The organism is Streptomyces sp. NPDC044044 (genome assembly GCF_056434405.1).
Genome location: NZ_JBWKFG010000003.1, coordinates 428,271 through 450,031, shown reverse-complemented (window position 1 = coordinate 450,031; position 21,761 = coordinate 428,271). Strand labels below are relative to the sequence as shown.

Here is a 21,761-nt window from a genome sequence, read left to right as displayed (position 1 = left end):
GCGGGGGCGTGCGTCACGGGCGGTTGGACCACCCGGCCTGAACTCACACCTCGCATGGCTCTATGAGGAATTTGCCGAGTCCAGTCGATTTCTTGCGCCTACAGGAGCACAGATTTGCCGCACGCCCCAGGAATGTCAACGCTTCGCACACGCCCCTCAACTCCGCAGCAGGCCAGGGCAGTTCGGAATCCACTGCCCGCCCTGGCGCCTCAGCCCTGCCCAAGGAGGTGACCTCAGTGACCAGAGGGATTCTTCACCGGCCGCCCTGAAGGTGAAGTTCTTGCTCGATTCCATCAGGATCTTGCGAAGCAGCATCGGTAGCCGGGTGGGTAGCCAGGTCGCTGGAACCGGAATCCGACTTTCCGCGGCGGGAGGTGAGTGCGGTGATCACCGCGAGCACGAGTCCGCCGCCGCTGAGCAGCGCGCCGACCCAGTTCGTGTGGTTGTACGCGAGGCCGCCGCTGATGGCCAGGCCTCCCGCCCAGGCGCCGATCGCATTGCCGAGGTTGAATCCCGCGATGTTGGCGGCGGATGCGAGGGTGCCCGCTCCCGGCGCCTCCTGCATCACACGGGTCTGCAGCGGCGGAACGGTGCCGAACACGATCGCGCCGAGCAGGAAGAGCCAGACGGCCGCGAGCGGCTTGTGGTGGGCCGTGAAGGTGAAGGTCGCGAGCACGACGGTCAACGCGGTGAAGAGCACCAGGATCGTCGCCATCGCGTTGCGGTTCGCGGCCCGGCCGCCGAGCGAGTTGCCGACCACGAAGCCGCAGCCGAACAGCACCAGGAGCCACATGACGCTGCCCGCCGCGAACCCGGTGACGTCGGTCATCATCGGGGTGACGTAACTGTACGAGGCGAACAGGCCGCTGAAGCCCAGCGTGGTCATGGCCAGAGCGAGCCAGACCTGGGGACGCTTGAATGCCGCGAGCTCCTGTCGCAGCGAGGCGTCGGGATCCGCGGGCTGACTCGGCAGCAGCGCCGCCACGATGATGAAGCCGATCACGCCGAGCCCGGTCACCGCCCAGAAGGCGACCCGCCAGCTGGCCACCTGGCCGAGCCACGTGCCGAGCGGGACGCCGACGACATTGGCGATCGTCAGGCCGCTGAACATCATCGCGACGGCGCTCGCCTGCTTCGTGGGGGCCACCAGCGAAGCGGCGACGACCGAGCCGATGCCGAAGAACGCACCGTGGCACAGGGCCGAGATGATGCGGCCCGTCATGAGAAGGCTGTAGTTCGGCGCGATCGCCCCCACGGCGTTGCCGATCATGAAAAGCCCGAGGAGCCCCAGCAGCACGTGCTTGCGGCTCACCCGCATCGTGAACGCGATGATGATCGGTGCCCCCACGGCCACACCGAGCGCGTAGCCGGAGATCAGCAGTCCGGCCGTGGGGATGGAGACGGACATGTCTGTCGCTATGTCGGGCAGCAAGCCCATGATCAGGAACTCGTTGGTCCCGATTCCGAAAGCCCCGACAGCCAGGGCCAGTAGTGCAAGCGGCATGACTTCCTCTTCAGTGGATGGTGGTGTGGTGGGCCGTCACGCCCGTACCTGCCGGATCATCAGGGCTCCGGTCAGAGCCGCTGCCGCCGTCACCGTGGCGAACACGGTGGCGGACGTGGTGATCCCGGTGGCGTCGCTCAGATAGCCGGTCGCGATGGGCAGCACGCCCGCGAAGGCGTAACCACCCGCGCTCAGCGCCGCGTTCGCCTCCGCCAGACGGTGCTTGGCGACATAGGAGTTGAGGAGGGAGAACCCGCCGAACTGGCCCATCCCCTGCCCGGCTCCCGCGAGGGCCGCCGCGGCGGCCAGCAGCATCAGCGACCGCGTGCCGACGGCGGCGACCACGCCCAGCATCCCGGCCCCCGTCAGGAGCCCTGCCGTGGCAAGGACCCGTCGCGTCGGCAGCGCCCTGACCGCGAACTGCACGCAGGTCGAGGTCCCGAACATCAGGAATCCGATGCCGCCGGTCACCAGACGGTCGGTGGTGTGCAGCAGGGTGCCCAACAGGGCCGGGCCGAGGGCGAGGAGCAGCGAGGTGCCCGTCATCCCCGGCATGTACGCCAACAGGCTCGTCGTGAGGCTCCGCCGGTTCGCCCGGGGCACCGACGGCACCCGGACCCAGCCGCGCTGCCCCGAGTGCCCTTCGGCCGGGGGCAGGACGGTGAGGACGACGGCGAACGCCGACAGGATCAGGAGCATCTCGACGGCGAACACGGTGACGGTGGGCGCCGCCCAGTACTCCGAGACGCTCCCGCCGAGGAGCGGGCCGACGGCGAGTCCGAGCCCGATGGCCGCCGAACCCGCCAGCGCCGCCGTGCCCCGGCGGTCGGGTCCGGCGACGTCCACGACGGCCGCGGTTCCCGCAGAGACCGCCGCTCCCACGGCAAGGCCGGTCAGGACGCGTGCGACGAGGAGGTCGACGACATGCCCCGCCGTCATGAACAGCAGACAGGCGGCGAGTGCCGCGGCGAGCGCGGGAACGAGGACCTTGCGGCGCCCGAACCGGTCGGCCAGGACTCCGGCGAACGGCAGGGCGATGAGCAGTCCCGCGATGTAGGCAGCGAAGACGACCGTCGTCATGCCGGTGGAGAAGCCGATGCGCTCCTGCCACACACCGAGCAGCGGGGTGGGGATGTTGGACAGCATGAACACGACGGTGATCGGCCATGCCGCGGCCCACACGTCCCACGCCCGCGCCTCCGCACGGCGGGTCACAGGTCGCGGAGGAGCGGCAGCAGCTCCTCGGCCGTGCGGTGCACCGCGGACCGGTACTTCGGCTCCGTCAGCTCGTCCGTGGGCAGCCGGAGGATGAGGTGGCGTGCGCCGTTCTCGACGTACCGCGCCAGCCGGTCGGCGACCTCGTCGCGGGTGCCGCCGAAGATGCCCTGCGTGGTGCGCATGGTGGTGAGGGGCAGGTTGTAATAGGCGCCGAAGTACGACGACAGGGTGTCCTCGGCCCGTTGTCTCGTGTCGTCCACCGCGACGGACAGATAGACGGCGCCGGTGACGGCGTCACCGCTCCGTCCGGCCTCGTCACGCGCCGCCGCCACCTGCCGCCAGCCGTCGCCGTACTTCTCGGGGGTGGTGGACGTGGGCATCCAGCCGTCGAGTTCGCGCCCGGCGCGCCGGAGCATCTTCGGGCCGGAGTGGGCGATCCACAGCGGAGGTCCACCGGGATCCCGCGTCAACGGCAGCACGGTGGCGTCCTGAAGCCGGTAGTGCTCTCCCTGGTAGGAGACCGGTTCGCCGCGCGCCGCCCAGACGGCGCGGCAGATCTCGACGGTCTCCCGCATGCGTCCGAAGCGGGTGGCGAAGTCCAGGCCGTAGTTGGCGAACTCCCGTTCCGTGGCGGGCGAGGCGAAGCCGGAGCCGATGCCGGCGATGAGGCGGCCGCCGGACATCCGGTCCAGGCAGGCGAGTTCGTGCGCCAGGTGCACCGGTGGCCGCAGGGGCATCAGGACGCCCGTACCGAGCTGGATGCGCTCGGTGGCCGTGGCGGCGGCGGTGAGGGCGAGCAGCGGGTTCATGCGGGAGCGGGCGAGCGGGGATTCACCGGCCCACACCGAGTCGAACCCGCATGCTTCGGCCAGCGCCGCGATCGAGGCCAGGTTCTCGGGGTAGGGGCCCTCGTCCACCACGGACTCGCGTCCGGGCAGCACGATGCCCACCTTCAGGCCGCTCACCGGTTCCACCCTGCTCCCGGCACGATGCCCTCGATCTCCACGAGGAGGTCGTCGCGGCAGACGGCGACGTTCAGGTACTTCACCTCAACGCCAGCACCAAACGCTTCCTCACACGTCGCACGCACCGCCGGAATGTCACTGTCATGTCGTACGTACACCTTGATGCGTCGCAGCTCTTTCAACTCATGTCCCGCGTCGACGCCTTGGGCGGTGAGGTTCTCGCGGGAGATGAGGTGGGCGATGTTGTCCAGGGTCACTCGCGTCTGCCGCTCGACGTCCCCCTTGTGCACGGTTTCGTGCCCGAGGATGGCGGCGGTGCCGGAGACGTAGAGGGTGTCGCCGAGCCGGGTGGCGCGGGCGAAGCTGGGCGGCTTGGGCCCGTACTGGTGGGGATAGTGGTAGGCGGGCGTCTGCTTCAGGTTCTCCACGTGCCGGGGCACCTCCTGCCGGGAGGCGAGGAGGAGGAAGACGATGCCGCGGCCTTGGGTGCCGATGCCCGTGGCGGCGGGCATGTGCGCGGTGCCGTGTCCCTTGTGGGCCTCGAAGGCCTGGGCGCGCCCCCGGACGAAGTCCTGATAGACCTGGTCTATGAGATGGCGGCGCACCTCGCAGGTGACGAGTGATCCCCGTCCAGCGCCTGCCTGCCACTGACGCGATGACCAAGCTCTGCGACTTTCGCACAAAGAAGATCCAGGGCGCAGGAGCCACAAGCACGGCAGCAGAGGAGCAGTGGAAGGTTGCGCGAGCTGCCCGAAGACAGATCAAAGGGCTACTTGAGCAGATGGCTCCCGGCCGCATTCGTTGCATGTACTGCCTGGACAATCAGGGTACCGACATCGACCACTTCGAGCCGAAGGCTCGTACCCCGCTTCGCACCTTTTGCTGGGATAATCACCTGCTGGCCGGTTCTCACTGCAACAGCAACGAGAAACGTCACCTCTTTCCCTGCGATCCCGAAAATGGCGATTGCTTGCTCATCGACCCAACCGTGGACGACCCCGCGGACCATCTGAAGCTACTACCGAGGACGGGCGAGCTGAAATGCCGCACGCCCAAGGGTAGGCACAGCATCGAGGTCTTTGGGCTGAACCGCGACGACCTACGGAAGGGCCGCGCGGACGCCTGCGAGATGTCTATCTCCGGCCTCATCCGATGGCATGACCAGGTACAGCTCGGGAAGGTCGAGGCCGCCACGCGCACAGCCGTACGACTGCACCGGGCAGACTTCCCAGAGGTGCTCCGCACTCTAGAAGGTCTGGCCGAAACGCCACTCGCATCCATTTTGGAAGACCGGCATTTCCCCGAGGCCCTGTCGGCCTGGGTTGTTCACCGCAATGACGCGCCAAAGTTTCCTCCTGTCCGCACGGAACTTACTGACCAACTCACCGCGCCCCCTGAGCAGATCCCCCGTTTCCTACGTCGACGTATGGACACGCCCTTCGACACCCTGGTCACCCCACAGCTCTCATTGAGTTACCTAAGAGCGGTAGACGATGGCGAGAACAGCGGCGAAAGCCGCGTCAGCAGGACAGCACTAGACGGCGATGCAGCAATCACGGTCCGGTCCCGTTACGAGCGACCGAATTGACCTGAACGACGTACTGGATCCGGCGCAATCACAGCTGATCATCGCCGGCATCCATAGCGTCCGCGGCAACCCCAGCCTGTGCTCCGAGAAAGGCACTCTAGATGCCCCGTTGCTCTCCAGGCGTGGCCTAGATCATCCTGAGGGAATGCGGCGGCAAGTGGCTCTGGGCAACACCTGACCTGAACGACACAAGAAGCCACGCTGCCTATCCGGCCCCATGCCCATGTAGCGCATCGGGCATCCACCTTGGTCATCCCAAGGCTCCCAAGCTAACGAGAAGCAGGACGAACAGGGTTAGCGAGGCACCACACGCGGCTCCTCCGCGCACGATGCAGCTCGGCATGCGCGCTCCTTCAGCACGGGCGAGGATGCCAGCGAGCAGTCCCACGTTGATCGATGCGAGTGCCGCCGCCAAGACGAGCAACACCCTGACGCTGAACGACAGATGCACCTAGGACCTCCGCTGTACGGGCGAGTGAAGCTGAACGGCTTGAGCATCCACTCCAGGCATAGGCTGCAGCTATGATTCACAACTACCTACGAACTACTCAGGACTATTTAGCACTATCGGAGGTGAACCATGGGCAGAAGGCCGAAGCCACTCAACCCCAGTGACCCCCTTCATGCGTTCGCCATGGAGCTCGTCAAGCTCCGGGATGCCGCTGGTCCCGCTGGCAGCGCAAGAGCCACCTGCGATCAGGTAGGGGTAACCAGGACTACCTACTACGCGTGGCTGGCTGGGAAGCAGCTGCCCGGCCGAGATTCCCTAGAGCTCACGGTAAGGGCATGGGGTGGGGACTCTGGTCACTGGCTGGAACTTCGGCGGAAGACAGAGTCTGCACTGGCAACGGCGGCCGACCAGCGCCTCCAGCAGGCCAGAAGAGAGCAGGCAGCCCAAGACGGGCACGCAAACCTGATCGGCAGGCAAGCATCAACCCAGTACGCCGACCATGCGACTAAGAGCTCGATCTTTCCCAAGCGTGATCGCACACAGACTCGACGCATCGAGGAGGCGCGCCAAGCCCTCAGCTTGTTCGGGTTCGATGCCGAACGCTCCAATGAGCGCTCCGCCCTGGTCCTACTCGCCCTTTTGAAACTTAACCCGGAAGCCGAGTGGCGGGAATCCGATGCGCCCGTTTTGCGAATGGCGGAGATCATGCAGTGGGTTCGCGAGGTATACGGCAAGGACTACAAGCCAAATAGCCGAGAAACGATCCGGCGGTTTACTCTGCATCAGTTTGTCGAAGCCGGACTAGTCGTTCTGAATCCTGACCAGCCAGATCGCCCAGCTACCTCGCCTAAGCGGTGTTACCAGATCGCACCGCGAGCTCGCGCGCTGTTGCGCTCTCACGGGGAATCTGAGTTCGTCCGTCGTGCGCAGGTATTTTTCCAGTCACACGCAACCCAAGATGCAACCGCCCAGTAGGGTCGCTGATCTCAACTAACACACCCAGGCACGCTTTCAGTAGTCCTTAACGATGAAGCACGCCCGCTCGTAGAGCTCGTCGAAGGTGATCACTTCGACGTCCTGGATAGATCGCCTGTACTGCTCGAATGAAGTGATCTTCTCTGCGTTCGCCCCACCGCGATCCCTGAACTCGCTGAGGCTTCCGATCACCAGCACCTGTCGGGGACGGATGGTGGAGATGTCAATGTCGGTCGGGGCGCCATCGTCTCGGTAGAGCCTGTGCAGTTCGCCAGTGACCAGCCGAAGGGCCTTGTAGGCAGTCTTCTGGACTTGCGCCACCGCGCCGACAACGTCCTTGGAGACTTGATAGACGTCCGGGGGCCGATACGGGGCGTTGGCCAATAGGGGGGTCATGTGGGTCTTGATCTCACAAAGCAGCAGGCTGCTGATGAAGCCTTTGGAGCGCATGACGGCGTCACTGCGCTTGCCAGCTCCTGTGAAGATGTTGGCGCCAGTCGTAATACGCTCCAGCTTGCCATCGTCGAGAGGTTCACATGCGACGAGGTTGAGGCCGTAACCAAAAATCCACGGGTTCTCTTCAAAGAAGCCCTGCCAGACCGCCTCCGGCCCCGCCGTCCGCCCAAGCTCTCGCTCAAAGAACTCCGTGTTGGTCAACAATTGTTCGAATCGCTGGAGTTGTGACTTTCGGTTGGTGATCCGCCTGATGTCCTCATCTGTGAGCGTGCCGCCCACGGCGCTCCTGAGCGCTTCGAGCAGGGTCCTGCGGTCCTGGTCGGCTAGCAGCTGAGCCAACTCCCCCTCATCGCCGACAATTAGCCGTCGGCTACCGCCAGGGATGTTGTTCAACCCAACGCAGTTCTGGATGAAGCAGATGACCTTCCAGAAGTTCTCGTGGACATCGTTGGTATCGACGAGTGCTTTGATGACCTGAGTGGAATCAGTACCAGGGATGGCCTCCATGACCACAGTCCTCGCGGCCTTGGTCTTGTACTTCTTCCACAGTTTGATCCTGGGTGAGAGGACGCCGTCCCTATTGATGAGGGTGACTTGGCACAGCGTTGCTACCAGCGGCCGGTCATCAAGCAGGAAATCCGTGATCCTGCGACGCGTGCGGGTGTCGTAGAAGTAGGTGTATCCGTTACCGCGGACCTCAAGGTCGGAGAGATCCTGCCGTGTGACGTCGAACTCTGAGGTCGGAAAGCTGATACCAAAGCCTCTGCCGGCCCGCGCGACAGGCTGGGCTGCCTCGTTCCTCCAGTCTGCCGGGATGGCTGGCAGCGCCCTAACCTCGCCTTCGACCACGAGGGACTGCACATCCTCTCGCTGGAGCCACGTGAGGAGTGGTTCGAGCCGAGCCCAGATCGTATCTATGACTGGTTTCGTGAACTCTGACAAGAGCGCACGATCCACCGCTAGGACTGCCTCATAAGTACTGGTCGTCCATCCGTCACCGGGCATGGGGTGATAGAAGCCGCCGTCACGGCGCAGCAATAGTACGGCAGCACGAAGCAGGTCTCGCGCCTCTTCCTCACCGTCCCGGTCAAGGAGGCTGTAGGTCTGCCCGAGGATGAGGTCGAGCTTCCCAGCGTCGTCGTCTTCGACTGGCAGCGATACCAGCGGTCCGGTGGCATCTGTCGGGGAGCCGGTTCAGGTCCTCAACACGTTGTGTCGACTGATCTACGTCGGACTGTACTTCTGGATGCACAAGTCGTGCCAGAAAGTTGAGGAGTATCTGGTCCGGGCCTTCCAGGAGTTGGAATCGCGGATCCTCGAAGATCCAGTCGTCAGGCCAGTCCATTGGATTGGTGATCCGGTGCTGGGTGATGTCGGCTCGTGCAGTAGCGAACCTGCGATCCGTTGACGGCAGCCCATCAAGGTCATAGAGACCCTCCAGGAAGTACGTCTCCTCAAGCTGTCCCCACCAGGGACCCCCGTCACCGCGCAGGTAGTCAAAGATGACGCGTCGCGTCACCGCCGTGATCCTCAGCGTGCCACGCTGCGCAGAGGAGTGATCGGGCTGAGTCATGCAGCCAGAATGGACGCCCCTCGGCTAGCCCTGCAGGTTATTGACGACTCTTGCGTCCGTCGGCTCCAGGGCGAGAGGTTTTGCAGTGCGGCAGTCAGTTCCCACATCCGCCACCCTCGGGACCTCGACGCGCTTCGGGGCGTTCCATGCAAAACGCATTGTCAGCACGGGACAGCATCCTGAGGGTGACCACAGGTGCCGACAGGTGGTCCGATCCAACCCTCCGGGACAGCATCCAGCGCCAAAGCACCGTCCGGCTGTCGTTGGACCCACAAAAGGGGCCCGTCTTGGATTGATGGGCCCCTCTTGACCTGCGGCTATACAGGACGAAATTTAGTTGAATATTTAATTAGATGTTGAAGCGGAACTCCACCACGTCCCCGTCCTGCATCACATACTCCTTGCCCTCCATACGCGCCTTGCCCGCAGCGCGCGCGTCGGCGACCGAGCCCGTCTCGACCAGGTCCGCGAAGGAGATGACCTCGGCCTTGATGAAGCCCTTCTGGAAGTCCGTGTGGATCACGCCGGCCGCCTCGGGGGCCGTCGCGCCCTGGGGGATCGTCCAGGCTCGGGACTCCTTGGGGCCTGCCGTCAGGTACGTCTGGAGGCCCAGCGTGCGGAAGCCGACGTGGGCGAGGGTGGCCAGGCCGGGCTCTTCCTGGCCCACCGACTGGAGGAGTTCGAGGGCCTCGTCCTCCTCCAGCTCCACGAGCTCCGACTCCAGCTTGGCGTTGAGGAAGATCGCCTCCGCGGGGGCGACCAGGGCGCTCTGCGCGGCCTTGAAGTCGTCGTCCGTCAGCTCGTCCTCGTCCACGTTGAAGACGTAGAGGAAGGGCTTGGTCGTGAGGAGGTGGAGGTCGTGGAGGAGCTCCTCCTTGCCGGAGCCCTGCACGATGCCCGCCGAGAAGAGGGTGTCGCCCTTCTCCAGGATCGCCTGGGCCTCCTCGACCGCCTTCACCTTCGGGGCGATGTCCTTCTTGATGCGCGACTCCTTCTGGAGGCGCGGGAGGACCTTCTCGATCGTCTGGAGGTCCGCGAGGATCAGCTCCGTGTTGATCGTCTCGATGTCGTCCTTGGGCGAGACCTTGCCGTCCACGTGCACGACGTTCTCGTCCTTGAAGGCGCGGATGACCTGGCAGATCGCGTCCGACTCGCGGATGTTCGCGAGGAACTTGTTGCCCAGGCCCTCGCCCTCGCTCGCGCCGCGCACGATGCCCGCGATGTCGACGAAGTCGACCGTCGCCGGGAGGATCTTCTGCGAGGAGAAGATCTCGGCCAGTTTCGTGAGGCGGGGGTCGGGGACGCCCACCACGCCGACGTTCGGCTCGATCGTCGCGAACGGGTAGTTGGCCGCAAGGACGTCGTTCTTGGTCAGGGCGTTGAACAGGGTCGACTTGCCGACATTGGGCAGACCGACGATTCCGATCGTGAGCGACACGTTGCGACTTCCCGTACGTGGAGGCTGTGGGTGGACGGCCCGGAGGGCCGGAGCGACCGTAGGGCGATCCCCCAGTCTACGGCGTGCGGGCCCCGCCCTCGTCGGCGTACCGCTCTCGTATCGAACGCATGGCCAAGGTCGGCCAAAGGGCGTGTCCCAGGCAGGATTATCGGTATGGCTCGACCTAGGTTGGTCCGGTGGAGCAACACAGGACGCGTCCCCCTCAGCCTCCGGCCCGGCCGCGACGCACCGCGCCTCTGCCCCCGCAGGGCAGGCCCGCCGATTCGGCGGCGGTCTACCGCGCCGCGTCCCGTCCCCGCCGCCCCGTCCCGCCCTTCATCCGCAACCTGCGCGCGCTGCCGCTCTACCGCAGGCTGCGCGGCATGCCGAACCCCCGGCTCACCGGGCTCGGCAGCGGGCTCTTCTGTTCCGCGACGATGTTCCTGCTGGCCTGCCTGCTGTGGCTGCTCTTCGGCAGTTCGGTCGTCGCGTACGGCGTGCTCTTCGTCCCCGTGTGCGCGCTGACCGCGTTCTGGGTGCGGCCCGCCGACCTGGTGACCGCGCCGGTGGCCGTGCCGATCGCCTTCGCCGTCGGCCTCGTGCCGATCTCCGGGGGCAACGGAGGCTTCGGCGGTCACTTCATGGGGCTCGTCACGTCGCTCGCGCTGCATGCGGGCTGGCTGTACGGCGGGACGCTCGTCGCCGGGCTGATCGTGACCGGGCGCCGGATCAAGCTCATGGGGCAGCGGCGGCGGGCCCGGCAGGCCGCCGTCGCCGCCGCCGGGCCGCGGGGGACCAAGCAGCGGCGCGTTCCCACCGCGTAAGGCGTCGCCTCGCATGCTCCAGCGGGGGCCCACGGAGGCCCACGGGAGCCTACGGAGGGCTACGCCTTGCCCGCCGCCGCCATCGCCGCGCCCACGATCCCCGCGTTGTTCTGCAGCTCCGCGGGGACCAGCTCGGCCTTGATGCCCTTGATCAGCGGCAGGAACTTGTGGGACTTGCGGCTCACTCCGCCGCCGATGATGAAGAGCTCGGGCGAGAACAGCATCTCCACGTGCGCGAGATACTTCTGGACGCGGTGCGCCCAGTGCTCCCAGGTGAGGTCCTCGTCCTCCTTGGCCTTGGACGACGCGCGCTTCTCCGCGTCGTGTCCGTGCAGCTCCAGATGGCCCAGCTCCGTGTTCGGGACGAGGCGGCCGCCGGTGAAGAGGGCGCTGCCGATGCCGGTGCCCAGGGTGAGCAGGATGACCGTGCCCTTGCGGTCGCGGCCCGCGCCGAAGTGCATCTCGGCCACGCCCGCCGCGTCCGCGTCGTTCAGGACGGTGACGGGGGCGCCGCCGCCGAGCCGGTCCGCGACCAGGCTCTGGATGTCCGTGCCGATCCAGCTCTTGTCCACGTTGGCCGCCGTGCGCGCCGTGCCGTCGGTGATCACACCGGGGAACGTGGCGCCGACCGGGCCCGTCCAGCCGAAGTGCTCCACGACCTCGCGCACCTTGTCGGCCACGCCGTCGGGCGTGGCCGGATGCGGGGTGAGCACCTTGTGCCGCTCTTGTGCCAGGTCTCCGCGGTCCAGGTCAACGGGAGCGCCCTTGATCCCTGATCCGCCGATGTCCACACCGAAGATCTGCATGAGACCGACGATACGGCCAGCGCCTGGCGTGCGCGTTACTTCTGTGACAGCTCCGCGGCCTCCGCGCGCAGGTCGCGGCGGAGCTCCTTCGGCAGCGAGAAGGTGATCGACTCGTCGGCCGTCTTCACCGTCTCCACGTCGCCGTAGCCCCGCTCGGCCAGCCACTCGATGACGCCTTCCACCAGGACGTCCGGCACGGAGGCGCCCGAGGTGAGGCCGACCGTGGTCACGCCCTCCAGCCAGGCCACGTCGATCTCGTCGGCGCCGTCGACCAGGTGCGAGGCGGGTGCGCCCGCGTCGAGGGCGACCTCGACCATGCGGATCGAGTTCGAGGAGTTCTTGGAGCCGACGACGATGACGAGCTCGGCGTCCTCCGCCAGCTTCTTCACCGCGATCTGGCGGTTCTGCGTGGCGTAGCAGATGTCGTCGCTCGGAGGGGAGATCAGGCCCGGGAACTTGGTCTTGAGGGCGTCGACCGTCTCCATGGTCTCGTCGACCGAAAGCGTGGTCTGGGAGAGCCAGACGACCCTGTCCGGGTCGCGGACCTCGACGTTCGCGACGTCCTCGGGGCCGTCGACCAGCGTGATGTGGTCGGGCGCCTCACCGGACGTACCGATGACTTCCTCGTGGCCCTCGTGGCCGATCAGGAGGATGTCGAAGTCTTCCTTGGCGAACCGGACGGCTTCCTTGTGGACCTTCGTGACCAGGGGGCACGTCGCGTCGATGGTGGCGAGTTTCCGCTCGGCGGCTTCCGCGTGGACCGTGGGTGCCACTCCGTGCGCGGAGAACATGACGATGGAGCCCTCGGGGACCTCCGCCGTCTGGTCGACGAAGATGGCGCCCTTCTTCTCCAGGGTCTGCACCACGTACTTGTTGTGGACGATCTCGTGGCGGACATAGATCGGGGCCCCGTACTGCTCAAGGGCCTTCTCGACGGCGATCACGGCACGGTCCACACCCGCGCAATAGCCGCGGGGGGCGGCGAGCAGGACTCGGCGGGCAGGAGTCGAAGCAGTCATACCCCCCATCGTAAGGCCGAGCCCAGCGCGTCAAAGATCGGCTTCTTGGGGAGACTGGAGGCCTGCGTTCACTTACGGAGGCTCGATGTCCGGTTACTCCGGCAACTCAGACACGACGGCCGGTGCCCCTACCGGCACCGCTGCCGAAGGCGACGGGCTGCGGCGAACACTCGGCTTCCGTGATCTTGTCGTCTACGGCTTGCTGTTCATCGCCCCCATGGCCCCGGTCGGGGTCTTCGGAACGCTCGACGCCAAGTCCCACGGCGCCGTGGCGCTCGTCTACATCATCGCCACGATCGCGATGGCGTTCACCGCGTTCAGCTACGCCCAGATGGTGCGGGTGGTCCCCCAGGCGGGCTCCGTCTTCGCCTACGCGCGCGTGGGGCTCGGCAACGGTCCCGGGTTCATCGCCGGGTGGATGGCGATGCTCGACTATCTCCTCATCCCGGCCGTCGCCTATCTCTTCTCCGGTATCGCGATGGAGGCCCTGGTGCCCTCCGTGTCCCGGTGGGTGTGGACGGCGATCGCGGTCCTGGTGACGACCGCGCTGAACCTGTGGGGGGTGCGGGCGGCGGCGCGGGTCGGGTTCCTGGTGCTCGCGATGGAGATCGTGGTTCTTCTGGTCTTCATGGTCTCGGCGATCGTCGTCCTGGTGCAGGACGGGGCGCAGCGTGACTGGCTCTCGCCGCTGAGCGGGGACGGCACGCAGGGGGCGTTCGCGCTGGGGGCCGTCGTGGGCGCGGTGTCGGTGGCGGTGCTCTCGTATCTGGGCTTCGACGCGATCGCCTCGTTCGCGGAGGAGGTGACGGGGGGCTCGGCGAAGGTGGCGCGGGCGGTGCTGTTCTGTCTGGCGCTCGCCGGTGTGCTGTTCATCGCCCAGACGTATCTGGTGGCGCTCCTGGAGCCGGTGTCGTCGGCGCAGCTGGCCGCCGAGCCGGGCAAGCAGGGGTCCGCTTTCTACGATGCCGTCGACTCGGCGGTCGGGGACTGGCTCCATGACCTGGTGGCCGCCAGCAAGGCGATCGGTGCGGCGTTCGCTGCGCTTGCGGGGCAGGCGGCGGCGGGGCGGCTCCTGTTCGCCATGGCTCGGGACCGGCGGCTGCCGGGCGCTCTGTCGAAGACCGATTCCGGGACGCCTCGCCTCGCCCTTCTGTGCGCGGCCGTGATCACGCTGGTCGCCGCGGTGTGGGCGGCTCGGCGGGACGACGGGATGGATCACCTGGTCTCGGTGGTGAATGTCGGTGCGTTGACCGCGTTCGTGTTGCTCCACGCGAGCGTGGTGGGGTGGTTCGTGGTGCAGAAGCGGGGCGGGGCGGTCAGCTGGTGGCGGCATCTGCTCGTCCCCTTGCTGGGAGCTGCGATCACTGTCGCCGTGATCGTTGAGGCTGCGGGGTCCGCGCAGGTGGTGGGTGCGATCTGGTTGGCCGTGGGGCTTGTTGTGCTCTTCGGCCAGCGGGCTCGTCGTGGGGAGTCCTAGGCCGTCGCTTCGCGGCGGATGTCTCCCGCGCGCCCACCCGAAACTGGGTGGGTGACTCCCCCGTTCTGAAGCGAGAACCTCCCCCGGTCCTGAAGCGGGAACCTCGCCCTGTCAGACCGTGCCGATACGCTCGGCGCATGGCTTTGAACACGTCCGCGGATGCCCCGCTGCCCGTCGGCGAGGTGTCGCGGCTCATCGGTGGGTGGATCGACCGGCTCGGTGCCGTGTGGGTCGAGGGGCAGATCACCCAGCTGTCCCGCAGGCCCGGCGCCGGTGTCGTATTCATGACGTTGCGCGACCCCTCGCACGACATCTCCGTCAGCGTCACCTGCTACCGCCAGGTGTTCGACGCCGTCGCGGACGTCGTCTCCGAGGGCGCCCGCGTCGTCGTCCACGCCAAGCCCGAGTGGTATGCGCCCCGGGGGCAGCTGTCCCTGCGGGCCGTCGAGATAAAGCCCGTCGGCGTGGGCGAACTGCTCGCGCGGATCGAGCAGTTGAAGAAGAGCCTCGCCGGGGAGGGGCTCTTCGCCGCCGACCGGAAGAAGGCGCTGCCCTTCCTGCCGCAGCTCATCGGGCTCGTCACCGGGCGCGCGTCCGCCGCCGAGCGGGACGTCCTGGAGAACGCCAGGCACCGCTGGCCCGCCGTCCAATTCGAGGTGCGCAACGTCCCCGTCCAAGGCGTGCACGCCGTGCCGCAGGTCGTGCAGGCCGTGAAGGACCTGGACGCGCTCGACGCCGTGGACGTGATCATCGTGGCGCGGGGCGGCGGCAGCGTGGAGGATCTGCTGCCGTTCTCGGACGAGCAGCTCGTGCGGGCCGTCGCCTCCTGCCGTACACCCGTGGTCTCCGCCATCGGGCACGAACCGGACAACCCCCTCCTCGATTACGTGGCCGACCTGCGCGCCTCCACCCCGACCGACGCCGCCAAGAAGGTCGTGCCGGACGTCGGCGAGGAGTACGAGCGCGTGCGCTGGCTGCGGGACCGGGCCCGGCGCTGCATGGACGCCTTCCTCGACCGCGAGGACCGCGGCCTGGCGCACGCGCTGGCCCGCCCCTCCATGGAGAATCCGCACCGCATGATCGAGGAGCGCGAGGAGCAGGTCTCCGCGCTCGTCGACCGCAGCCGCCGCACGCTCGGGCACCTCCTGGACCGCGCCGAGTCGGAGCTGACGCACACCCACGCGCGCGTGGTGGGCCTCTCCCCCGCCGCGACGCTCCAGCGGGGGTACGCGGTGCTGCAGAAGGCGGACGGCGCGGTGGTGCGGGCCACCGACGAAGTGGCCGACGACGAGGAGCTGCGGGCGCGGGTCGCCGAGGGCGAGTTCAGCGTCCGGGCCGTACGAACCTCCTGAACCGCACGAACCGCACGAACCGCACGAACCGCACGAACCGACATTTAGGGTGGGGCACATGACCAGCAAGACGGACGAGGCCACCACGAGCCCGGCGGACGCACTCGGCTACGAGCAGGCGCGGGACGAGCTCATCGATGTCGTACGCCGCCTGGAGACGGGCGGCACCACGCTCGAGGAGTCGCTCGCCCTGTGGGAGCGCGGCGAGGAGCTGGCCAAGGTGTGCCGCCGCTGGCTGGACGGCGCCCGCGCCCGCCTGGACGCGGCCCTGGCGGGTCCGGACGGGGACGGCGACGAGGGCGGGGACGGCGACGACGCCTGAGGCGGCATCCCCCGGCCCTCCTGGCCTTCCCCGACCTGGCGCCTTGTGAAGCGGATCACCAAGCGGCCGATTTGGTTGAAACTTAAACCGCAACGCCGTACGGTCGGTACCGCAAGCTGATCCATGCACGCACCACGCACACATACGCACGCACGCACCGAGAAGGTTGATCCATGTCTCTCGTCCTTGACCCCGCCGCACAGGACCTGCTCTTCCGCGAGGCCCGCACCGCGAACTCCTTCACCGATGAGCCGGTCACCGACGAGCAGGTGCAGGCGATCTACGACCTGGTCAAGTTCGGCCCGACCGCCTTCAACCTGTCGTCGCTGCGCATCACGCTGGTCCGCTCCCCCGAGGCCCGCGAGCGCCTGGTCCAGCACATGGCGGAGGGCAACCAGCCGAAGACGGCGTCCGCCCCGCTCGTCGCGATCCTCTCCGCGGACAACGAGTTCCACGAGGAGCTGCCGGCGCTGTTCCCGCACTTCCCGCAGGCCAAGGACGTGTTCTTCTCGGAGCGCCCTGCCCGCGAAGGCGCCGCTCACCTCAACGCCGCCCTGCAGGCCGCCTACTTCATCATCGGCGTGCGCGCCGCGGGCCTGGCCGCGGGACCGATGACCGGCTTCGACGCCGCCGGCGTCCAGAAGGAGTTCCTGGACGGCGACCACACCCCGCTGATGGTCGTCAACATCGGCAAGCCGGCCGAGAACGCCTGGTTCCCGCGCTCCCCGCGCCTTGAGCTCGACCAGGTCATCGAGACCGTCTGAGACCGAGGCGGCAACAACCGCCCACGAAGAGGGCCCCGGCGCTTACCCGCCAGGGCCCTCTTTCTCGTCGTATCAGCGCGCGTCAGGACGTCTTCAGCGCCTGCGCCATCTCCGTCAGCTGCCCGAACGACGCCGTGCCCGCGACCACCGTCGTCGCGCCCTTGTCCTCGCGCACGAGGGCGTCGTACGTCTGCCCCTTGTAGCGGTGCCACGTCTGGCCGTCGATCTTCTCGGTGGCCTTCGTCCGCACGGCCCTCTGGGTGGCCTCTTCGATGAACTTGACCGGCTTCGCCGTGGACTGCTTGACCACGACGTACTCACCGGACGGGTCGAGGAAACCCAGGTGCCAGCTGTCGCCCTTGGTGCCGTCGAACCGCACCGACGTCGGCTTCCACGCCTTGGCCAGACCCTCGGGGGCGGCCACCGGGTACGCCGCCGCTCGGCGCGCGGACAGCAGCTCCACGCGGTAGTCGACGCGCTTGACGGGGCTCTTGGAGTCGTCGTGCGGGATGAAGATGTACATCGCGCCGGCGACGAGGGCGATCACCGCCATCGACCACAGCATGTTCCGTACGGTCTGCTTGCCTTGTCTTCCTGCCACGCCCCCATGTTCTCAGGCCACGGACGCGGCTCTTCCCCCGGTGGTCCCCTAGCGCCCGATCCGCTCATGCGTGGGGCCCTCTGCTCATTTTGTCGGCCTACGGATAGAGTCGAGGCACACCCTCATCCGGCCGTCGTCGTATCAGCAGAAAGGTGCGCTCCGATGACCGAGCATCATCTCCCTTCCGAGCTCGAAGTCTCTCCCGAGGCTCCCGACCGCAACCTCGCCCTGGAGCTCGTCCGGGTCACCGAGGCCGCCGCCATGGCCGCGGGCCGCTGGGTCGGCCGCGGCGACAAGATCGGCGCCGACGGCGCCGCCGTCAGGGCCATGCGGACCCTCGTCTCCACCGTCTCGATGAACGGCATCGTCGTCATCGGTGAGGGCGAGAAGGACGAGGCCCCGATGCTCTTCAACGGGGAGCGCATCGGCGACAGCACCGGCGCGGAGGTCGACATCGCCGTCGACCCGATCGACGGCACGACCCTGTGCGCGAAGGGGATGCCGAACGCCATCGCCGTGCTCGCCGCCGCCGACCGCGGCGCCATGTTCGACCCGTCCGCGGTCTTCTACATGGACAAGCTGGTCACGGGCCCCGAGGCCGCGGACTACGTGGACATCAACGCCCCCGCGTCGGTCAACATCCGCCGCGTCGCCAAGGCCAAGGGCCGTTCGCCCGAGGACGTCACGGTCATGATCCTCGACCGCCCCCGCCACGAGGGCATCGTCAAGGAGATCCGCGAGACCGGCGCGCGCATCAAGTTCATCTCGGACGGCGACGTCGCGGGATCGATCATGGCCGTGCGTGAAGGCACCGGCGTCGACATGCTCATGGGCATCGGCGGCACCCCGGAAGGCATCATCTCGGCCTGCGCGATCAAGTGCCTGGGCGGCGTGATCCAGGGCAAGCTGTGGCCGAAGGACGACGCGGAGCGCCAGCGCGCGCTGGACGCGGGACACGACCTGGACCGCACGCTCTCGACGACCGACCTGGTCCGCGGGGACAACGTCTTCTTCGTCGCGACCGGCATCACGGACGGCGAACTGCTCCAGGGCGTGCGCTACGCCGCGGAGACGGCCTCGACCTCGTCCCTGGTCATGCGCTCCAAGTCGGGCACGATCCGCAAGATCGACTCGGACCACCGGCTCGCGAAGCTGCGTGCCTACAGCGCCATCGACTTCGACCGCGCGAAGTAGGTCCGAGCACCAAGTAGGCTCGGCAGAGCGCGAGTTGCGCACACCGGAGGGGGCGCCCCGTGCGGGGGACGCCCCCTTCGGCGTACGACAAAAGGGGTTATCCGGCGGCGGCGATCGGACCGGCGGTCGTGTGCGCGGCCTTCTTGAGCTCCACCTCGCGCCGGCGCCGCCTGGCGAGCACCACGCGGCGCTCCGCGGCCGTGAGGCCGCCCCAGACGCCGTACGGCTCGGGCTGGAGCAGGGCGTGCTCCCTGCACTCGACCATCACCGGACAGCCGCCGCAGACGCGCTTCGCGGCCTCCTCCCGTGACAGGCGTGAGGCGGTCGGCTCCTTGGACGGGGCGAAGAACAGCCCGGCCTCGTCTCGGCGGCACACCGCCTCGGTGTGCCATGGAGCATCTTGGTTCCGATCGCGCACTGGCACCCTTCCCCAAGCACTCGAATGTGCTCGTGCAGGGGAGGCCCCATCGGCCGGAACGGCGGCGACCTGCAGGGACTGATGCGACGGCTGCAGCACGGGTCTACTCCTGACGACGGCTTCGCGAGCGAGAGACGATGCAGCAAGCTCTACCCGCTGTGCATGCGCCTATGCACTGAGTTCCGATGTACGGAAGTTCGCGCCGTCAGTGGCCGGATCAGCCCCCTTGCGACCGGTCAGTGGCCGAGATGTTTGCGCAGCTGCTTGTGCAGGTCGCGGACGAGCTTGCCCCGCTTGGGCTTCGCCTCGATGTTGCCGAGGATCGCGAAGCCGTCGACGAAGACGACCGGGGCGTCCCGCTCCGCCGAATCGAGCGTCTCCACCTCGAAGTTGCCGAGCACGCCCGTGCCGTTGCCCCGCAGCGAGATGTTCTCCGGGACGCGGACCTCCACGTTGCCGAAGACGGAGACCGCCTTGATGACGACCTGCCGCTGCTCGAAGATCGCCTCGCTGAGGTCGATCTCCACGTTGCCGAAGATCGCGTACACGTGCGTGCGCCGGCCCACGCGCCAGCGGCCCTTGCGGACGGAGCTGCTGAAGACCGCGACCAGGTTCTCGTCGGCGACCGGGGGCACCACGCCGTCCGACGGCCTGGAGGGGGCGGGCTCGGGCGTCACCGTCGCGTACGCCGCGCCGCCTGCCGCGGGCAAGTCGCTGACCAGCGGCTCCAGTTCACCCATGGTCTTGGCGCGGTAGACCCCGTCGATCCGCTCGCCGTGCTCCTCGGCGGTCAGCCGGCCCTCGGCGAGCGCCTCGCGCAGGATGTCCGCGATGCGGTCCCGGTCGGCGTCCGACGCGCGCAGGCCGGCGGGCCGCGGTTCCGGGTGGGTCTGCTGGGGGCGCTTCTCTAGGTCCACACCGCTCAGCGTACCCAAACGCGATAGATCGCGACTACCCCTGGGCCCGCCCTACTGAGCCTTACCTCACAGGCCCGGCCGTCCTGTGGCGTTCTACGCTGGTTGGCGCGTCGCCAATGGAGGCCGCGCGCGCTGTCTGCCGAGTGAGGAATGGCCGTAATGCCAGAGTTTGAGTACTCCGATCTGCTCCCGCTGGGAGAGGACACCACGCCGTACCGGCTGGTGACCTCCGAGGGTGTCTCCACTTTCGAGGCCGACGGGCGGACGTTCCTCAAGGTCGATCCGGAGGCGCTGCGCATTCTCGCCGCCGAGGCGATCCACGACATCCAGCACTACCTGCGGCCCGCGCACCTGGCCCAGCTGCGGCGCATCGTCGACGACCCGGAGGCATCGGGCAACGACAAGTTCGTGGCGCTCGACCTCCTGAAGAACGCGAACATCGCGGCGGCGGGCGTGCTCCCCATGTGCCAGGACACCGGCACGGCCATCGTCATGGGCAAGCGCGGACAGAACGTCCTCACCGAAGGTGAGGACGAGAAGGCGCTCTCGCACGGCATCTACGACGCGTACACGAAGCTGAACCTGCGCTACTCCCAGATGGCCCCGCTGAACATGTGGGAGGAGAAGAACACCGGTTCCAACCTCCCGGCCCAGATCGAGCTGTACGCGACCGACGGCGGCGCCTACAAGTTCCTCTTCATGGCCAAGGGCGGCGGCTCGGCCAACAAGTCGTTCCTCTACCAGGAGACGAAGGCCGTCCTGAACGAGGCCTCCATGATGAAGTTCCTGGAGGAGAAGATCCGCTCCCTGGGCACGGCCGCCTGCCCGCCGTACCACCTGGCGATCGTCGTCGGCGGCACCAGCGCCGAGTTCGCCCTGAAGACCGCGAAGTACGCCTCCGCGCACTACCTCGACGAGCTGCCCGCCGAGGGCTCCCCCACCGGGCACGGCTTCCGGGACAAGGAGCTGGAGGAGAAGGTCTTCGAGCTGACGCAGAAGATCGGCATCGGCGCGCAGTTCGGCGGCAAGTACTTCTGCCACGACGTGCGCGTGGTGCGCCTGCCGCGCCACGGCGCCTCGCTGCCCGTCGCGATCGCCGTCTCCTGCTCGGCCGACCGCCAGGCCACCGCGAAGATCACCGCCGATGGCGTCTTCCTTGAGCAGCTGGAGACGGACCCGGCGCGCTTCCTGCCGGAGACCGAGGACTCCCACCTGGGCGCGTCCGCCGACGTCGTCGAGATCGACCTCAACCAGCCGATGGACGACATCCTCGCCGAGCTCACCAAGCACCCGGTGAAGACCCGCCTCTCGCTCACCGGACCGCTGGTCGTGGCCCGCGACATCGCGCACGCCAAGATCAAGGAACGCCTCGACGCGGGCGAGGAGATGCCGCAGTACCTGAAGGACCACCCGGTCTACTACGCGGGCCCCGCCAAGACCCCCGAGGGCTACGCCTCCGGCTCCTTCGGCCCGACGACCGCGGGCCGGATGGACTCCTACGTGGAGCAGTTCCAGGCGGCGGGCGGCTCCAAGGTGATGCTCGCCAAGGGCAACCGCTCCAAACAGGTCACCGACGCGTGCGACGCGCACGGCGGCTTCTACCTGGGCTCGATCGGCGGCCCGGCCGCGCGCCTGGCCCAGGACTGCATCAAGAAGGTCGAGGTCGTCGAGTACGAGGAGCTCGGCATGGAAGCCGTGTGGAAGATCGAGGTCGAGGACTTCCCGGCCTTCGTCGTGGTCGACGACAAGGGCAACGACTTCTTCCAGGCCCCCGCCCCGGAGCCGACGTTCACGTCCATCCCGGTCCGCGGACCCGGCCTGGCGTAACGCCTTCGTGGTCGCATGAAAGGCCGCCCTCCGCACACTGCGCGGAGGGCGGCCTTTCGCGCGTCCTGTGGT

Annotated in this window: 21 protein-coding genes; 9 read left to right on the top strand and 12 right to left on the bottom strand. The window is 67.6% G+C overall.

The genetic code is table 11. The features are described from left to right. Positions 1-253: 253 nt before the first annotated feature. The 4 genes from AC07AG_RS12980 to AC07AG_RS12965 all read right to left on the bottom strand — a co-directional run bounded on the left by AC07AG_RS12980 (position 254) and on the right by AC07AG_RS12965 (position 4,292). Positions 254-1,504 carry an MFS transporter gene (locus AC07AG_RS12980; protein WP_478754615.1) on the bottom strand — a complete coding sequence of 417 codons (1,251 nt, stop codon included), beginning with the start codon at positions 1,502-1,504 and terminating at the stop codon, positions 254-256. A gap of 36 nt (positions 1,505-1,540) precedes the next feature. Beyond that, positions 1,541-2,650 (bottom strand): MFS transporter, encoded by a 1,110-nt coding sequence (locus AC07AG_RS12975; RefSeq protein ID WP_478754613.1) that lies wholly within the window; start codon positions 2,648-2,650, stop codon positions 1,541-1,543. A gap of 65 nt (positions 2,651-2,715) precedes the next feature. Further along, positions 2,716-3,687, bottom strand: a complete 972-nt coding sequence (locus AC07AG_RS12970; RefSeq protein WP_478754611.1) for an LLM class flavin-dependent oxidoreductase — start codon at positions 3,685-3,687, stop codon at positions 2,716-2,718. Next, positions 3,684-4,292: a chorismate transformation FkbO/Hyg5 family protein gene (locus tag AC07AG_RS12965; RefSeq protein WP_478754609.1), complete on the bottom strand. Its 609-nt coding sequence runs from the start codon at positions 4,290-4,292 to the stop codon at positions 3,684-3,686. Before AC07AG_RS12965 ends, AC07AG_RS12970 begins: the two co-directional genes overlap by 4 nt. A 50-nt stretch (positions 4,293-4,342) precedes the next feature. Between AC07AG_RS12965 and AC07AG_RS12960 the strand changes: the two genes are divergently transcribed. Next, positions 4,343-5,275: an HNH endonuclease family protein gene (locus AC07AG_RS12960; protein ID WP_478754607.1), complete on the top strand. Its 933-nt coding sequence runs from the start codon at positions 4,343-4,345 to the stop codon at positions 5,273-5,275. A 634-nt stretch (positions 5,276-5,909) separates the two neighbouring features. Next, positions 5,910-6,701: a hypothetical protein gene (locus AC07AG_RS12955; protein ID WP_478754605.1), complete on the top strand. Its 792-nt coding sequence runs from the start codon at positions 5,910-5,912 to the stop codon at positions 6,699-6,701. Between the two features lie 36 nt (positions 6,702-6,737). Here AC07AG_RS12955 and AC07AG_RS12950 read toward each other — a convergent pair whose 3' ends face one another. The 3 genes from AC07AG_RS12950 to ychF all read right to left on the bottom strand — a co-directional run bounded on the left by AC07AG_RS12950 (position 6,738) and on the right by ychF (position 10,168). Next, positions 6,738-8,099: a Shedu immune nuclease family protein gene (locus AC07AG_RS12950; RefSeq protein WP_478754603.1), complete on the bottom strand. Its 1,362-nt coding sequence runs from the start codon at positions 8,097-8,099 to the stop codon at positions 6,738-6,740. A gap of 145 nt (positions 8,100-8,244) precedes the next feature. Then, positions 8,245-8,730, bottom strand: coding sequence for an AbiJ-related protein (locus AC07AG_RS12945; protein ID WP_478754601.1), 486 nt, complete (start codon positions 8,728-8,730; stop codon positions 8,245-8,247). A 349-nt stretch (positions 8,731-9,079) separates the two neighbouring features. Beyond that, entirely contained in the window at positions 9,080-10,168 is a 1,089-nt protein-coding gene (gene ychF / locus AC07AG_RS12940) for a redox-regulated ATPase YchF (protein WP_478754599.1), read from the bottom strand. Between the two features lie 197 nt (positions 10,169-10,365). Here ychF and AC07AG_RS12935 point away from each other — a divergent pair, with 197 nt between their 5' ends. After that, positions 10,366-10,992, top strand: coding sequence for a DUF6542 domain-containing protein (locus tag AC07AG_RS12935; RefSeq protein WP_478754597.1), 627 nt, complete (start codon positions 10,366-10,368; stop codon positions 10,990-10,992). A 59-nt stretch (positions 10,993-11,051) separates the two neighbouring features. On the opposite strand, the gene ppgK is transcribed toward AC07AG_RS12935, so the two are convergent. Together ppgK and AC07AG_RS12925 are read right to left on the bottom strand one after the other, a co-directional pair. Next, positions 11,052-11,798 carry a polyphosphate--glucose phosphotransferase gene (ppgK, locus tag AC07AG_RS12930; protein WP_361055721.1) on the bottom strand — a complete coding sequence of 249 codons (747 nt, stop codon included), beginning with the start codon at positions 11,796-11,798 and terminating at the stop codon, positions 11,052-11,054. Positions 11,799-11,833: 35 nt separating this feature from the next. Continuing rightward, on the bottom strand, positions 11,834-12,826 hold the full coding sequence (locus AC07AG_RS12925; RefSeq protein ID WP_478754594.1) for a 4-hydroxy-3-methylbut-2-enyl diphosphate reductase: 993 nt from the start codon (positions 12,824-12,826) through the stop codon (positions 11,834-11,836). Positions 12,827-12,902: 76 nt separating this feature from the next. On the opposite strand from AC07AG_RS12925, the gene AC07AG_RS12920 reads away from it, so the two are divergent. From AC07AG_RS12920 to AC07AG_RS12905, 4 genes are all read left to right on the top strand, one after another. Beyond that, entirely contained in the window at positions 12,903-14,294 is a 1,392-nt protein-coding gene (locus tag AC07AG_RS12920) for an APC family permease (protein WP_478754592.1), read from the top strand. Positions 14,295-14,431: 137 nt separating this feature from the next. After that, positions 14,432-15,646 (top strand): exodeoxyribonuclease VII large subunit, encoded by a 1,215-nt coding sequence (xseA, locus tag AC07AG_RS12915; protein WP_478754590.1) that lies wholly within the window; start codon positions 14,432-14,434, stop codon positions 15,644-15,646. 58 nt (positions 15,647-15,704) lie between these two features. Continuing rightward, positions 15,705-15,968 (top strand): exodeoxyribonuclease VII small subunit, encoded by a 264-nt coding sequence (locus tag AC07AG_RS12910; RefSeq protein WP_478754588.1) that lies wholly within the window; start codon positions 15,705-15,707, stop codon positions 15,966-15,968. 173 nt (positions 15,969-16,141) lie between these two features. Further along, entirely contained in the window at positions 16,142-16,732 is a 591-nt protein-coding gene (locus AC07AG_RS12905; RefSeq protein WP_249588031.1) for a malonic semialdehyde reductase, read from the top strand. Between the two features lie 82 nt (positions 16,733-16,814). Here the strand turns inward: AC07AG_RS12905 and AC07AG_RS12900 are convergent, their stop codons facing one another. Then, positions 16,815-17,333: a DUF4245 domain-containing protein gene (locus AC07AG_RS12900; protein WP_478754585.1), complete on the bottom strand. Its 519-nt coding sequence runs from the start codon at positions 17,331-17,333 to the stop codon at positions 16,815-16,817. 162 nt (positions 17,334-17,495) lie between these two features. Here AC07AG_RS12900 and glpX point away from each other — a divergent pair, with 162 nt between their 5' ends. Then, positions 17,496-18,527, top strand: a complete 1,032-nt coding sequence (glpX, locus tag AC07AG_RS12895; RefSeq protein WP_249588033.1) for a class II fructose-bisphosphatase — start codon at positions 17,496-17,498, stop codon at positions 18,525-18,527. Positions 18,528-18,624: 97 nt separating this feature from the next. Here the strand turns inward: glpX and AC07AG_RS12890 are convergent, their stop codons facing one another. Together AC07AG_RS12890 and AC07AG_RS12885 are read right to left on the bottom strand one after the other, a co-directional pair. Continuing rightward, a complete protein-coding gene (locus AC07AG_RS12890; RefSeq protein WP_478754583.1) occupies positions 18,625-19,044 on the bottom strand; it encodes a WhiB family transcriptional regulator in 420 nt (139 codons plus the stop codon). Between the two features lie 137 nt (positions 19,045-19,181). Continuing rightward, complete coding sequence (locus AC07AG_RS12885) at positions 19,182-19,862, bottom strand: DUF1707 SHOCT-like domain-containing protein (RefSeq protein WP_478754581.1); 681 nt, start codon at positions 19,860-19,862, stop codon at positions 19,182-19,184. Positions 19,863-20,021: 159 nt separating this feature from the next. Here AC07AG_RS12885 and AC07AG_RS12880 point away from each other — a divergent pair, with 159 nt between their 5' ends. After that, positions 20,022-21,689: a fumarate hydratase gene (locus tag AC07AG_RS12880; protein ID WP_478754579.1), complete on the top strand. Its 1,668-nt coding sequence runs from the start codon at positions 20,022-20,024 to the stop codon at positions 21,687-21,689. The last annotated feature ends 72 nt before the right edge of the window (positions 21,690-21,761 follow it).

Excerpts from the sequence above, each read along its gene's own strand:
- AC07AG_RS12905 (WP_249588031.1), top strand. The coding sequence starts at position 16,142 with ATGTCTCTCGTCCTTGACCCCGCCGCACAGGACCTGCTCTTCCGCGAG.
- AC07AG_RS12980 (WP_478754615.1), bottom strand. The coding sequence starts at position 1,504 with ATGCCGCTTGCACTACTGGCCCTGGCTGTCGGGGCTTTCGGAATCGGG.
- AC07AG_RS12925 (WP_478754594.1), bottom strand. The coding sequence starts at position 12,826 with ATGGGGGGTATGACTGCTTCGACTCCTGCCCGCCGAGTCCTGCTCGCC.
- AC07AG_RS12945 (WP_478754601.1), bottom strand. The coding sequence starts at position 8,730 with ATGACTCAGCCCGATCACTCCTCTGCGCAGCGTGGCACGCTGAGGATC.
- AC07AG_RS12955 (WP_478754605.1), top strand. The coding sequence starts at position 5,910 with ATGGAGCTCGTCAAGCTCCGGGATGCCGCTGGTCCCGCTGGCAGCGCA.
- AC07AG_RS12920 (WP_478754592.1), top strand. The coding sequence starts at position 12,903 with ATGTCCGGTTACTCCGGCAACTCAGACACGACGGCCGGTGCCCCTACC.
- AC07AG_RS12910 (WP_478754588.1), top strand. The coding sequence starts at position 15,705 with ATGACCAGCAAGACGGACGAGGCCACCACGAGCCCGGCGGACGCACTC.
- ppgK (WP_361055721.1), bottom strand. The coding sequence starts at position 11,798 with ATGCAGATCTTCGGTGTGGACATCGGCGGATCAGGGATCAAGGGCGCT.
- AC07AG_RS12975 (WP_478754613.1), bottom strand. The coding sequence starts at position 2,650 with ATGCTGTCCAACATCCCCACCCCGCTGCTCGGTGTGTGGCAGGAGCGC.
- xseA (WP_478754590.1), top strand. The coding sequence starts at position 14,432 with ATGGCTTTGAACACGTCCGCGGATGCCCCGCTGCCCGTCGGCGAGGTG.
- AC07AG_RS12880 (WP_478754579.1), top strand. The coding sequence starts at position 20,022 with ATGCCAGAGTTTGAGTACTCCGATCTGCTCCCGCTGGGAGAGGACACC.
- AC07AG_RS12960 (WP_478754607.1), top strand. The coding sequence starts at position 4,343 with ATGACCAAGCTCTGCGACTTTCGCACAAAGAAGATCCAGGGCGCAGGA.
- glpX (WP_249588033.1), top strand. The coding sequence starts at position 17,496 with ATGACCGAGCATCATCTCCCTTCCGAGCTCGAAGTCTCTCCCGAGGCT.